This is a genomic window from Candidatus Zixiibacteriota bacterium (assembly GCA_035380245.1).
In the GTDB taxonomy this organism is placed as follows: domain Bacteria; phylum Zixibacteria; class MSB-5A5; order GN15; family FEB-12; genus DAOSXA01.
This window is the reverse complement of sequence record DAOSXA010000001.1, coordinates 273,652-287,623: the sequence shown is the minus strand read 5'-3', so window position 1 is coordinate 287,623 and position 13,972 is coordinate 273,652. Positions and strand designations below refer to the sequence as shown.

Here is a 13,972-nt window from a genome sequence, read left to right as displayed (position 1 = left end):
TATCTTCATCATTACGATGATAAAAAAAGCCCCGACCTTGAAGGCCGGGGCTGTGACAAACTATAGTATCGAGTCTATTCGACGCAGTTCAGATCATCACCACCCTGGAACATATAAGTTGCCAGATGAACCAGGTCGGCAATCGTAATACCCGGTTCGCCGTCGACATCAGCCGCCGCCATAACCGGAGGCACCGGGCCACTGCCGAACATGTAAGTAACCAGGTAAACCAGGTCGTTGATATCCGGACCAGAGCCACTGCCGTCAACATCGCCACAGACATAGACCAGCTCGGGTTCAACCGTGAGGGTTACCGGGATGTTGAGACTCGGGGTGTCCGGATCGTTGGAGCTGATCAGGATCTGTCCGGTATACTCGCCGTCTTCCAGTTCAATGGCGCTGTAGCCGACCGTAATCGTGGCGAAACCGAACGGGTCGATCGATCCGCCAGCCGGAACAATCGAGAGCCAGTGAGAAGATACGATTTCGATAGCGAGATCGGAGTGCATGTAAGCGGCGTTATTGACGATCTCGAGAGCGTCAGACTGCTCGCTGTTCTGCAGACCAATCGTGTGACTCAGGAAATCGCGTTCACCGGTCTCCATCGTACCGTAATGCAATTGGATCGAGCCGTTCTCGTACAGTTGGGCCTGGAAGGACAACGAGCCCGTTCCGGTCGTGCTGTAGTAGAACATGATTTCATCGAAGCTGACGATAAAACGACCGTTGGCGACATCGTGATAATAGAGAATCTCACCGCCGCGACGCGGATCGAGATCATCCCAGAACATCGCAATGATCGCTTTGGCAACGCTGCTCGGCAGTGTGCCGTTGACACGGCTGCTGAGGCTTTCATCGAAGCTGATGATTCCGTTGGATCCGATATAAAGTTCGGTGTAGACCGAATCGTAGAACGGGAAACCGAAGCCGATCGAAATAGCCTCGGAACCCTCATCATCACCGAGAGTAATTGCCGTACCGACAGTGGAGATATCCATATAGTCGAGAGCCGGTCCGCCCGATTCGTCGGAATCGATCCAGGAGTGACCGAAGACATCCGGACCGCCGGAGCCTTTTTCAATCGGAGCGTAAATCGGCTCCTGATAGTCGGACTTATCGGCGTCACCGGGACGATAAGCGATCGGTTCGCTGGAGGAGGTCGCCAGACCGGCGGTTGCTGTCTTGTCCTTGAGGTTCATGAAGCAACCGGCGGTGTAATCCAGACGGCCGGGGCCGTTGTTGTTAATCGTCAATTCATACGTCGATTCCTGACCGGATTCCAGAGTCTCGGACAATGAAGTCTCGATAACACTAACGTCAGGAGCGTAGATAAGGGCGGTAAAGGAGATGTTACCTTCCGGGTCACCGTTGTCGTTGCTGGTGTAATGGATGCTTCCGAGATGTTCTCCGCATTCCAGACCCTCACCGTTAACGACAACCTCAACTACCGCTGAATCGCCTGGGAGAATCAATTGAACATCGGTGGAGAATTCAAGCCAGGTGTTGTCGGATTCCAACCAGACCCGCAGGGAGCCGTCACCGGTGTTGCGGAAAGTCATATAATGCGTGGCGGAAGCGCCGGGTTGGAGACTGTCGGCAAACGGACCGGCTTCCATCTCCATATCCGGCATCCCAATTCGTCCGTACCCTTTGATCTCGATGTCGTCAATGTTCCAGCCGGATTGTTGGATGGAGCCATCGGTCGATCCGAGACCCCAGCGAAGCTGGAAGTAGGAGTTGGAGTCGGCCACTTCGGACAGGTCATAGAACTCGTAAGTCCACTCTGTTTCCTGGTTGGTGGCATCGTTCTCGAAAAGACGGATCCAGCTTTCACCGTCGTAAACATCGAAATAAGCATGGTCATAGGAGGAGCTTTCGACTCCCAGCCAGTGGTAATAGGTCATCTGTACGCCGGTCATGGTACCGCAGTCGATAATCGGTGAGTAAACCCACTGGGTCGAAGAAATACTGGCGTTATATGCACCACCAAGGTCGTTACCGAGCACCTGGTTGTCTGTCGTCGGAGAATGATCTTCGGCCGGATCGTCGTTAGTCCCGACCGTTGGGCCGATTTCCCATTCAGCGGAGCCGCCAAGGCCGGTCCACCCTTGATCGTAGGAGAAATCGTCGGAGTAGAAGACTACCCGGTCGCCTACGGTGACGTTGAAGGAGAGGGTTGTGTTAAAACCGTTATCGCCGGTCACATCGACCGTGACCGGTACGGCATAGCCCAGTGGACACTCGCTGTTGGCAGTCAGGTCGAACTCACTGCCGTAGTTGTTGGCTGTACCGCCGGCCGAGTCGAGCGAACCGTAATACGCCATAGTATTTCCGAACTCGACATAGCTGTCGGTTTCGGAAACAGTTACGTTCACTCCGAACGCCTGGCCGGAGCCGCTGTTCTGCAGGGTAACGGTCAGATCGGCGGTTTCACCCGGATCCAGAATACCGTTGTTGTCTCCGCCTTCGGAGTCATCGATCGCCACATACAGCACGCTGAGATTAGGGGCATGGATAGGTACCTGGAACGTTCCGAACCAACTATCACGTGCCGTTCCTGTTACCTCGAGATTAATAATCGCCCGATGACCATCCGGAGCATTACCGGCGACATCAAAGGCATAACCGTCGACTACGTAACCGGTACCGTTGTCGCCAACGATTGTTCCGTAGCTTTCGGTGCTGTCGGTAATAGTCAGATATTCATCGTCGGTGTTGATATGTCCTACGACACCGAGAGCATCATCGGGGCCGACATTGACCAGGCCGAGCCCGAGTGAGATCGACTCACCGGCATCGATAATACCATTGTTGTTGCCGAGGGCGTCACCGAAATCGGCATAGTCATAAACGACATACGGGCCGCTGGGTGTAATTACCTGAATCGTGTCGAAATACGGCTGCTTGAACTGAGCCGTAACGACTATTTCCGCTTCGCCGGGAATTCCGAACGAAGTCAATGGAATCGTAACCTGACCCGAGGCGTCGACATAACCGGCGCCTTTCAGTTCACCGTCAAAGGTGATACCGACGTAAGAGGCCGGATCGGCCGTAACCGTGATATTGGTTGCAGTCATCAGCAACGTGGCATCGTGTACCACATTGTTTTCTTCCGGTACGCCGAGGTAAGTCATCACCGATGGGTCACCCATCAGGTGGTAAATTTCCCAGTAGTACGTTTCACGAGAGCTACCGGCCTCGGTAACGGCAAAGGAACCGGCTGAAAGGATAGCGCCGTTGACGATGTACCAGGCGGATTCAGCTTCGCCGTGATCGTGGAAGATACCGTCGTAGGCGCCGGGGCCCATATCTTCATAATCTGGACCGGAGCCGACAATGTCACCGGCGCCAACGCCCCACCAGTAGTCTTCGTCCCAGTAGGTGCTGTTGGAACCGCCGATATAGCCGATACCGCCCTTGCCCTCGACCTGAAGGAATGCTTCACCGAAGCAGGGGGTGGATTCATCGAAGGTGTTGGACTGACAGCAGTTGCCGATACCGAGCAGGTACTTGCTGTAGTTGGTCAATCCGGGAATATCAGAAGTCGTGAACGACGGATCGGCATGGCCCGAGTGAGAGCAGTGGGCCGTGTAGTTATAGAAACCGACACCGTCGGAGATCGTCTGAATGATCGCTGCTGCCGCTCCGGAAGCGTCGGATGCCGGATACAGCCAGACATGCGGGTCGATTCCATGAGCGAGATTGAAGTAGTAGTTCGTGCCGTAGTTGATCTGACCGTTGCCGTAGGTGGAGGCATAGGTACCGTCGACACCGGATACCATGGTAACTTCACCCAGGTAGCTCGGGTCGGGCATCTGGTACATTTCGTATTCGAGTGTTTTGTCGATCTGCGGCTGAAGTTGTGCGGTTGTCTGCGCTGAGAAACGACCGTACCACATCTCCGGGAAAAGATCGTCGGTAAACTCGAAGAAGTACAGGTCGGTCACATGGCTGCCTGCCGTTCCCGAATAGGGATCGAGCTGTTGGGCGTCGCCGACGATCAAAGCCATGGAGGGCGCCGGGACCATGTTGGTGTAGAGGCTGTCCAGGTAGTTATGAACGGCGGTGCGATCATTGCTGATCACGTCGAAATAGGCAACGTGTACCTCAAAGCCCTTACGAGTTTTCCACTCGATGAAAGGCTGCAACTGGTCCTCGAACATCCGGTCGGCAATAATAATGTAACCGATGGGATAGGTCAGCAGGTTAGCCTTGGAGCCGGCGAACATATCTTCATAGTTGATCGCCTTGTTCCAGACCGGTTCGAATACCGGGGAGTAATAGCGATCGAAAAGCATATCGGTCGCACCCCAGTCGGCATTATCGAAATTTATCCGAACTTCAATGTTCTTATGCACGCGTAGAATGTTCTCGGAAGGAGAGTATTCGAATGGGTTAATCTCGACGTGGCCCATTCTGACTCCACGCATGATTCCTTCCTCTCTCGTGACAACCATCTCCGGCTGATAGAAACCGGACATCTGATAAGTTCCTTCATCCTGCATGAAGGGGAGTGATTCCGGGTCTTCCGATTTGGAGACCGAAGGTTGCGCCGGCATAACCGGCATGTCGAAACCGAGATCGGAAAGTTTAATTTCCTCAACGTCGGAATGAATTACTTCCGCCGACAGCTTGCAGCCAAGGGGGATCGCAATTACATTTCCGGCAGTGGGCAGGAACGGTTCACCGATTTCTTTGGAGCCGGTGAGGCCCTGAGCGGCGACAACGCTATAAGCGCCTTTCTTAGTAATAACTTCGGCGATGTTGATTGTGCCGACGTCAAGCCGCAGACGCAGACCATTGTCGTCTTGCTGAAGAAGGGTTACGCCGTTGGCGGCATCACTAATCTGTACTGTCTGGGGCGCCGAGCTGCCATAAGCTACGAGCGGCAACAGTACGCACAGCAATGCCAGGCAGAGCCATGAACGCATTTTCAAAACTTCCTCCATTCCTGTAATACTTGAAGTGGCCCTCATCCGGTGGGGCGGATGGGACACATAGGTGGATATGTACCATCAATCGTCTGTTCGGTTTATGTTATGCAAAGCCTCTGCGAGCAGTATCCAAGCTGTAAAATACAATAAAATGGCCATTTTCAAAGGAAAAAACCGGATACATTTCTACTCCAATAGGTTAAAAACGCTTATTTTATGCCGGTTTGCACCGATTCCGTGCAGACCTACAGCCGGTTTGGAGGAGATCGGCTTCCGGATAGTTCCACTTGAGTCTTTTAAAATGGGAGCTCGCGGACCCGGTAATGCTGTTTTCCCTTTGAAAATAGCGGTTTTATGCTATATTCCGGCTAATCAGGGAGAATAGTATGACAAAACTGTTATCTGTGCTTCTAATGCTACTAGCAGTTCTGTTGGTAGCGATGTCTGCTTACGGAGCCGATCGAGATGTTGATCTGAAACAACCGTCGAAGAGTTCCACCAAGACTGATGTTAAAACTGTTACCACAACTACCGTCCAAAAAGTCGAAACTGATACAGCTACTGAGGTTAAATCGAACCTGACGACGGTGGAAACCGATCCTGTTGTCGAGGCGACTGAAGCTGTTTCATCAGCTAATTCCGACTGGCACGTAATGGCTTCGGGCGGCGGCATGCAGAGCGTTGGGACGCTTTTTCTCGGTTCGACCATCGGCCAGACAGCTGCAGGTATTTCTACGGTCGGGAGCTATCAGCTCAATTCCGGTTTCTGGCAGAACTGGTCCGAGAGTGAAAGCTGCTGTGTCGTGCGCGGGGATGTCAACCACGCCGGTGATGGTTTCGATATCAGTGACATCGTTTATTTTGTCAACTGGCTCTTTCTAAGCGGTCCGGATCCTGTCTGTATGGAAGAAGCCGATGCCAATGCCAGTGGTGGTGATGCTGATATCTCTGACCTCGTTTATCTGGTAGCTTACATATTCCAGGGCGGAGCGGCACCCGTTCCTTGCGATTAAGGCATTGCTGTAAAATATCTTAACATCACATCAGACTCAACTCACCGTTCTCTATTACTATGAGTTGACGGGCTATGTTTTGCACGAAACTGCGATCATGGCTAATCAACAGGAATCCACCAGGAAACTCCTGTAACAGGTGCTCCAAAACCTCGATTGACTCAATATCAAGATTACTGGTAGGCTCATCCAGAATCATGAACTCGGCCTTGTCCAGGAGGCACCGTACCACCGCTGCTCGCATCAATTCTCCCGGTGAAAACCGCTCCACCGCTTCGGTGACCTTGTCGCGTCTCAGAAGGGCTGCTCCTAAATACTGGCGGACTTGGGTTTCATCATGATGTCCCAGTCCCATGTTGTCGAGCAGGCTGCCGTTGTCAAACACTCCCTTAAGTCCCTGTGGTAAATAAACGGCGGAGACATTTCCGTTGCGATGGATATTACCTCGAAGAGGTTTAAGTTTTCCCAGTATGAGATTCAGCAGAGTGGTTTTACCAGCCCCGTTCGCACCTAATAAACAGGTCTTGGAAGCGGTAGACAGCTCAAACGAAAGTTGCTTGAGGAGGGGAGGTCTCCGGTCCGGCATATAGTCAAAATCAACACGATCAAGACGAACGAAGGTTCGATGACGTACTGTGTATGGTTCGATCTTAAGATTAACTGTCTTGGGGACAAAAGGTTTCACCTTTTCCAGGTCCTTACGAGCACGTTCAGCTCGCATTTCCACCGCTTTTGATCGCGCAGCCATTTTTTTAGCCATTTTGGCGATATGTGGTTTTTCCAACTTGGCGCCTTTCTTGGTCTTTTCCTTGTTGGCAGCCCAAGTTGAGCGACGTCTGGCATCGGCCTGAAGCTGGTCCATTTTCCGTTTGATATCTGCGGCCTGGCGTTGGCGGCTTTCATAATCAGTAGTTTTAAGGGACCAGGCGGCGGAATATCCTCCCTCGACGGAGTAAATACCGTTAGCTGAAATAAGCAGGGTACGGTCGGCGAGATTATCGGCCAGAGAACGGTCGTGTGTAACCAGCAGGAAACCGCAGCCGCGCTGTTTCTGCCGGATCACCATTTGCTCGAAGCCGTCGACACCCCCAAGATCAAGGAAGTTGGTCGGTTCATCGAGCAGGATCAAATCGGCATCGCACGCCAGTACCGAGGCGAGTGAAAGTTTCTGTCGTTGCCCTTCGGATAATCGATCAGGTTCTATTTCATCGAGAACCAGTCCAAACCTCGCCGCAGTGCGGAACAGAAGCGAGTGGTTCGCTTTTCCCTCCAGTTCCCGACCGGAGAGACCGACTTGTGGCAGGTAAGCAAGGGAGAGGGCGGGACGCAAAGCCAGGTGACCCTCCCAACAAAGATCGTTACCGTTTGTATTATTCTCCGAAGAAGTGGCCCTGGCCGCGATTGCTTTCAGAAGAGTCGATTTGCCGCAACCGTTTCCGCCCATGATTGTCACTAACTCGCCGGGCGCTATGGATAAACTGATATTCGATACGACCGTAGTCGCATGATAACCTAAGGATAAATTCTTGATGGATAAAAGCGGAGCTTCAGACATACTGACACCTCAATCTGAGGGACTGCCGATTGCCCAAAAGACACTCGATAGCCCGCCGGTTCTTTGTCTTAGATTGATTGCCGATCGGAGCGATCGGACTGATTTACGTGTCAGTTGTTTCTCATCTTCCTCTTCAGCCTCCGTGGAGTTGATATATTTCTACAATATCGAGCATTGGCCGTTTTAGCAACTTTTTTCGAAAACGAAAATGCTATGTAAAAAAAACGGCCCGCGATAAGCAGGCCGTTTCATGATCATATTTCAGCAGTTCGGTTATACCATCTGCTTCCGAGCCATCAATTCCTTCTTAAGCCAGTCAATTGCTTCAACCGGTTCGGGATCGGACTCGTTAAGAACTGCCAGGTAGTAGGATGTGAAATCAGCCATCTGGACGGCACTGAACATACGCTCCATACGGCTCTTGCCCTTAGTATGGATTTCGTAGATTTCAATACCAACCTTGTCGATGATCTCCTTGACGATGTTCATGCGAGTTCGTATCTGAGGATGATCCTCGGCGTCGCGTAACAATATCACTATCAGATGGTCGGCATGTTGTTTGGCGACGTTGCAATAACCGACCAGTTCGTTGTGATTGAACTCCGGGAATTGATTCCCGAACACCAGATTCTTTCCATTTTCGGCGATCTGTCCGCGCAGGCGAAGGCCCACGGTGTCGGTCAGAGTCGGTCCGGAATAGACGATCGGTATCCGACCGTGAATCTTGGTGGCGAGCAATTTGGCCGGATTGCTTTCAGTGGGATTATCCTCGATATATGCTTCGCGGTAATGGCTGAGGTTGGGGATCATATCCCTGATGTCATCCACAGCCCCTTTGGCAAGACCGACGGTGTCAAGGAAGTGGACCATAAGAGCGAAGCTGTACCCGATTGCCGCACGCGGCGGCAAACCACCGGGCATCTGTGCCATCGGGATTTCGTTAAGGCTGCAGATGTCGCCGAGCATACCGCCGGTGCTGAAAGCGGCCACCATCGCTTTGCGAGCGAGAGCATCTTCAACCGCGGAGATGGTTTCTTCGGTATTGCCGCTGTACGATGATGCCAGCACCAGGGTCTCATCATCGACATACTCGGGCAGCGAGTAATGACGGCAAATCTCGAACGGAACCAGCAGGGTGGAGCGCAGCAGAGTACGGATCATGTCGCCGGCAATAGCCGATCCTCCCATCCCGACCAGTACGATATTGCCCGGGTCGAGAAAATCATCGGCGTTGATATGCCAGCGCTTGGCCAGCTTGAGGGCGTCGGTCAACTGCTCCGGCAGGTCGAAGATCTTATTGTACATATTGCTGGGATCGAATTCCCTGATCTTATCGACATTGTCCAAAACGCTCAATTGGCTGTTCCTTTATATTTCGGGTTCTTTTTTTCCAGTTCGGATCGGAAACTTTCCAGTTTGTTCATGACCAGCCTTGTTGTCGTACTGGCCATGATCGGGGCTACCAGATGTTTTACAAGTTGCGAATCGATTCGTTTGACCGTTCGGCAAACATCCAGGATTCTCCGGGGTGCCATCGATAGCGTGTCCACGCCCATGCCGATGAATAGCGGCAGAGCGAGAATGTCACCCGCCACTTCACCGCAGATCGACACCGGTATGCCGTGTTCCCTGCAGGCTCTCACGGTCATATTGACCAGTTGCAGGACCGCCGGTTGATACGGGCTGTAAAGTTCTCCGAGTTTACGGTTCTGACGATCGGCGGCCATGGTATACTGCGTGAGGTCGTTGGTGCCGATCGACATGAAGTCGACTTTTGGGGCGAGCTTGTCGGCCAGCAGGGCTGCCGAAGGAACCTCGACCATGATGCCGACTTCGATATTCTCGTCGTAAGGAATGCCCTTGCGACGAAGACCCAGTTTCACCTGGGAGATCAGTTTCTTCGCTTTTTCGATTTCGTGGAGTTGCGAGATCATCGGCAGCATTATTTTGATGTTGCCCAGGGTCGAGGCTCTCAGCACAGCACTAATCTGGTTTTTGAACACTATCGACATATCGAGCATGGCGCGAATACCACGCCACCCCAGCGCCGGATTGTTTTCATCCGGCCAGACACCGTCATCCGCTACCTTGTCATAGCCGAGATCGAAGGTGCGTAGAACAACCGTAGTGTCCTTGAATTTTTCGGCGATTCGGCGATAGAATTCATACTGCGTATCCTCGTCGGGAAAACTCCCGTTGGCCAGATACATGAACTCGGTCCGGAACAGACCGACCGGGATCTTTCGCTCGGAGAGGACATCATCAACCGGGCCGGGGATAGACACATTGGCTGCGATGTTGAACGGAATACCGTCGGCTGTGAGAGGCGGGATCGGCGAAAGCTTGCGCAGACGGGTGATGAAAGCCGGTCCGAGACGACGTCTCCTTTTCTGGTAATCGGCCCATTCATCATCGGTCGGGTACATGATTATTTTTCCGACCGTGCCGTCCACGATAATCGGAGCCTCGTTGGGTATCTCACTCCAGGCCGGACCGGTCGCTACGACCGGCATCATCAGCGAGCGGGCGATCAGCGCCATGTGGGAGTCGGCGCCGCCTTCAGCGACGACAAAAGCGATGGCCTTGCGATTGCGATAACCGAGGATATCACCCGGTGAAAAAGTTCGGCCGATCATGATTGTGTTGGGAGAAAAATGTAATTCACAACTCTCATAACCGGTCAAATATGAAAGAACCCGGCTCGAGACCGCCTCGATATCCTGCACCATCTGGCGCATGTAACGATCTCCCGAGCGCTTAAGTTGTGAGGTCGTGTTTTGGACGAGGCTGTTATAGACGAATCCGGCGTTGCGCCGACGAGCGATGATCTGGTCTTTAACTTGTTTGAGGAATTCGTAATCCGAAGCGATGAGAAGCTGGGCGTCGAAAATTTTCGCCAGCGGCAGGCCCATCTTCTTGTCGGCCGATTGATGCAAATCCCGCAGTTCGGCAATAGTACGCTCGACGGCGCGGTCAAGAGCATCGATCTCAGCCTGGATTTTCTGCGCCGGTACGGCTACTTCGGCAACCTGCATATCACCCGGCAAAACCACCCGGGCTTTGCCCAGAGCGATCCCACCGGCGATAGGGAAACCGGCGATTACCTTGCGACGACTGGCCGACATATACTCCTTCCCGCGAGAATAATCCACACTCCACCAATAAAGCGGTTAGATAAGTAAGCCGGCGGTCAAAAACAAGAATAAAGAGCTATATTTCTCCCCCGAACCCACCTTCGATAGTCTTCACGATCTCGGCCATGGCCGCCTCTTCGTCCGGACCGTCCACTTCGACCAGAAGTTGCGAACCCAGCTCCGCGGCGAGCATCATTACGCCCATAATCGATTTGCCGTTAACGCGCAGGCTTTCCTTAGTGAAAAATACCTCGGACTTAAACCGGGAGGCGACCGTGACCAGCATCGCCGAGGGTCGGGCGTGCAGGCCGAGTCTGTTGACGATAGTAACCGTTTGCTTAATCATTCGTAGCCGTCTGTCAGTACATACCGTTTACCAGCCAGTTCCCTGATAACACCCTTAAGTTCTAGCGCCAATAGCAGTTCCATCATCTGGTCAACCGGCAGACCGACAGCTCGTGAGAGTTGGTCGAGCTGCTGTGCGCCGTTGGCCAGGCGGTTGGTAATATCTCGCTCGGCAGGTGTCATATCCGGCAACTGCGTAAATTTCCGGGCCAATATAGTACCTTTTAGGCCGGGTAGCTCAGAAAAAATGTCATCAATTGATGTTGTCAGGCAGGCGCCGTTGCGGATCAAGTCATTGGCGCCAATGCTCATGCGGTCTTTGGGGTGACCGGGGACTGCGAACACTTCGCGTCCCTGGGAGGCCGCCAGCTCAGCGGTAATCAGGGCTCCGGATTTGGTCCCGGCTTCAACCACTACGGTTCCGGCGCATAAACCGGAGATGATCCGGTTGCGTTCCGGGAAAGTGGTTTTGTCCGGGCGGGTTTGCGGAAGATACTCAGAATAAATTGTTCCACGGTTGCGGATTTCCTCAGCCAGGCCCTTGTTACAGGCCGGAAAAACCCGGTCCAGCGAGGTGCCCCACACTGCAACCGTATGTCCGCTCTTATTCAGGCAGCCGCGGTGCGCAGCGGTGTCTATTCCTTCGGCCATGCCGGAGACAACCGCAATCCCGGACTCGGCCAAATCAGCGGCCAGTTGACCGGCTGTCAGGCGGCCTTTTTCGGTCGCATGACGCGTGCCGACCACCGCGATCATCTTCTCCTGCGGGTCCATCGGAAGCCCCAGCCGATAGAGGATCGGCGGGGGATCGTTAATCTCTTTAAGGAGAACGGGATAGTCGTCATCCTCCAGGAACAGGGCCGACCAGCCAAGTTGGATTATTTCTGCGGCAACGGCTCGGGCTTTTTGAGCATCGGCGTGTCGCTGGATGTCGGAGGCGGTTTTACGTGAGATGCCGTTGATTTCTTCCAGTCTCGAAAGTGGCTGGGACAACACGGCCCCCGGTCCCCCGAAAGCTTTGATCAGCTTCTTGTAGCGACCGGCGCCGACACCGGGAACCTGAAGCAGAGTGATGGCTTCAGAAAGTCTCTCTTTAAGCTCGGCGTTCGTCAAGGCGTCGGGCTATCTCTCCCAGGAAAAGGTTGGTGTTGCGATGAGCCACGGCCGAAATGAAAAGGAACTCTCCGGGTAATTTTTTTGCGATTCGCTCAACCTCGTCTTCCGGCATCGTGTCGATCTTGGTCACGGCAACGAACGAGGGCCGTTCTAAAAGCCCGGCATCGAATTCCCTCAACTCGTTCTGAAGCTCGTCGTATACACTCTCGATATTCTCTTCGTTGATGTCAATAACATATATCAGCAGCCGGGTGCGTTGAATGTGTTTCAAAAACTGAATCCCGAGCCCTTTGCCTTCCGAGGCGCCCGCGATCAAGCCGGGAATGTCGGCCATGACACAGTTGCGAGTATCGGTCAGCTTTACGATACCGAGATTCGGTACGAGGGTGGTGAAAGGATAATTGGCGATCTTGGGACGAGCGGCCGAGAACGTTGCCAGGATTGTCGATTTGCCGGCATTGGGGAGTCCCACAAGTCCGACATCGGCCAGCAATTTCAACTCCATGGACACTCGCAGATATTCCCCGGGACGACCGGGAGTCGCTTTGCGCGGAGTTTGATTGGTAGGCGATTTGAAATGGACGTTACCCTTGCCGCCGCGACCGCCGCGCACCAGAACGATTTCCGTTCCCGGTTCATCCAGATCCGCGACCTGGCGACCGGTGTCGAGATCCGTGACGATGGTGCCGACCGGCAAATGCAGAATGGTGTCTTTACCGGATCGTCCGGTTTTGAGGCTTCCCTCGCCGGGACGGCCGTTCTCGGCTCGATATTTTTTCTTATAGCGGAAATCGAGCAGGGTGGTCAGATTCGGATCGGCTACTGCCGTCACGTCGCCGCCACGACCCCCGTCACCTCCGTCCGGTCCCCCTTTGGGAATGTATTTCTCCGTCCGGAAAGCGATACAACCGTCGCCGCCGTCGCCTGCGGCGATCTCTACTTCAACATAGTCAATAAACATAGACGGGAATATCCGCCGTAACGGTCGCGAAGTCAACCTGAATAGGGAACGGGGAGGGGCCCGTTTGAATTGTTTTATCGCTTTTGAATTTGTTGACGGCTGCCATTGACAAATATATATTCGACCCCATGTCAAACAGCGGAATGGAACAGAAAACAACGACACCGACCATTAATCAGCGTAAACGGCGTTTCTATGAAGAGTCTTCGCTGTTTTTGGGGCATATCTGTCTTAAGCTCGGATTGACTCCGAACATTCTGACAGCCATCTCTTTCCTTTGTGCCATTGCGGGCGGTATCGCGTTCTGGCGCGACCAGATGCTCTGGGGAGTGTTCTGGATTATTGCCACGGCTTTCACCGATATGCTCGATGGTTCCACCGCTCGGGCCGGGGATATCGGCACCGTATTCGGCGGCATTCTCGATCACGTTTCCGACCGCTACGGCGAGTTTTTCATCCTGGCTGGCATTACTCTTTCCGGGGCGGTTCATCCCGGCTGGGGCATTTTTGCCCTGTTTGGCATGATCATCGCCTCCTACACTCGGGCGGCGGCGGAGTCGATGGGGAAAATCGAAAACTGCGCTGTGGGCATCATGGGCCGTTTAGAGAAGTTCATTCTCATTATCGCCGGATCGATTGCCGAGTACTATCTTCCGGTTGGCACCTGGCCGCGCGGCGGCTGGCTGGAATTCGCTTTGATTATTGTCGGTTTGACCTCATTTATCACCTCGGCACAACGACTCGTTTTCACCTACAAAGTCCTCGGCAAGAAACGTCACGTCTGAAATCTGTTGTCGACCGGCATCAAATCGCCAACAGTTTCTCTTGATCGGCCGGACCGGTCTGCTTATATCTGAATTCAATTAATGACTCTTAACGCACCCGCTGCGGGCGCCAGACGAAGGACTCGACAG

Annotated in this window: 9 protein-coding genes; 2 read left to right on the top strand and 7 right to left on the bottom strand. The window is 53.3% G+C overall.

Going from position 1 to position 13,972, the window contains the following annotated elements:
• Window positions 1-74: 74 nt before the first annotated feature.
• Complete coding sequence (locus PLF13_01180; GenBank protein HOP05881.1) at window positions 75-4,931, bottom strand: C25 family cysteine peptidase; 4,857 nt, start codon at window positions 4,929-4,931, stop codon at window positions 75-77.
• A gap of 389 nt (window positions 4,932-5,320) precedes the next feature.
• On the opposite strand from PLF13_01180, the gene PLF13_01175 reads away from it, so the two are divergent.
• Complete coding sequence (locus tag PLF13_01175) at window positions 5,321-5,947, top strand: hypothetical protein (protein HOP05880.1); 627 nt, start codon at window positions 5,321-5,323, stop codon at window positions 5,945-5,947.
• Window positions 5,948-5,972: 25 nt separating this feature from the next.
• Here PLF13_01175 and PLF13_01170 read toward each other — a convergent pair whose 3' ends face one another.
• From PLF13_01170 to obgE, 6 genes are all read right to left on the bottom strand, one after another.
• Entirely contained in the window at window positions 5,973-7,502 is a 1,530-nt protein-coding gene (locus PLF13_01170; protein HOP05879.1) for an ATP-binding cassette domain-containing protein, read from the bottom strand.
• Between the two features lie 273 nt (window positions 7,503-7,775).
• Window positions 7,776-8,858, bottom strand: coding sequence for a bifunctional phosphoglucose/phosphomannose isomerase (locus PLF13_01165; GenBank protein HOP05878.1), 1,083 nt, complete (start codon window positions 8,856-8,858; stop codon window positions 7,776-7,778).
• Window positions 8,855-10,627, bottom strand: a complete 1,773-nt coding sequence (gene ptsP, locus PLF13_01160) for a phosphoenolpyruvate--protein phosphotransferase (protein HOP05877.1) — start codon at window positions 10,625-10,627, stop codon at window positions 8,855-8,857. The genes PLF13_01165 and ptsP overlap by 4 nt, the downstream gene beginning before the upstream one ends.
• Window positions 10,628-10,712: 85 nt before the next feature.
• On the bottom strand, window positions 10,713-10,982 hold the full coding sequence (locus tag PLF13_01155) for an HPr family phosphocarrier protein (protein HOP05876.1): 270 nt from the start codon (window positions 10,980-10,982) through the stop codon (window positions 10,713-10,715).
• Window positions 10,979-12,094, bottom strand: a complete 1,116-nt coding sequence (gene dprA, locus PLF13_01150) for a DNA-processing protein DprA (protein HOP05875.1) — start codon at window positions 12,092-12,094, stop codon at window positions 10,979-10,981. Before dprA ends, PLF13_01155 begins: the two co-directional genes overlap by 4 nt.
• Complete coding sequence (gene obgE, locus PLF13_01145) at window positions 12,075-13,058, bottom strand: GTPase ObgE (protein ID HOP05874.1); 984 nt, start codon at window positions 13,056-13,058, stop codon at window positions 12,075-12,077. The genes dprA and obgE overlap by 20 nt, the downstream gene beginning before the upstream one ends.
• 143 nt (window positions 13,059-13,201) lie before the next feature.
• Here obgE and PLF13_01140 point away from each other — a divergent pair, with 143 nt between their 5' ends.
• On the top strand, window positions 13,202-13,843 hold the full coding sequence (locus tag PLF13_01140; GenBank protein HOP05873.1) for a CDP-alcohol phosphatidyltransferase family protein: 642 nt from the start codon (window positions 13,202-13,204) through the stop codon (window positions 13,841-13,843).
• Window positions 13,844-13,972 lie beyond the last annotated feature (129 nt).

Bases quoted from the DNA above. Each gene is read 5' to 3' on its own strand.
- PLF13_01180 (HOP05881.1), bottom strand. From the start codon at position 4,931: ATGCGTTCATGGCTCTGCCTGGCATTGCTGTGCGTACTGTTGCCGCTC.
- PLF13_01175 (HOP05880.1), top strand. From the start codon at position 5,321: ATGACAAAACTGTTATCTGTGCTTCTAATGCTACTAGCAGTTCTGTTG.
- PLF13_01170 (HOP05879.1), bottom strand. From the start codon at position 7,502: ATGTCTGAAGCTCCGCTTTTATCCATCAAGAATTTATCCTTAGGTTAT.
- ptsP (HOP05877.1), bottom strand. From the start codon at position 10,627: ATGTCGGCCAGTCGTCGCAAGGTAATCGCCGGTTTCCCTATCGCCGGT.
- PLF13_01155 (HOP05876.1), bottom strand. From the start codon at position 10,982: ATGATTAAGCAAACGGTTACTATCGTCAACAGACTCGGCCTGCACGCC.
- obgE (HOP05874.1), bottom strand. From the start codon at position 13,058: ATGTTTATTGACTATGTTGAAGTAGAGATCGCCGCAGGCGACGGCGGC.
- PLF13_01140 (HOP05873.1), top strand. From the start codon at position 13,202: ATGGAACAGAAAACAACGACACCGACCATTAATCAGCGTAAACGGCGT.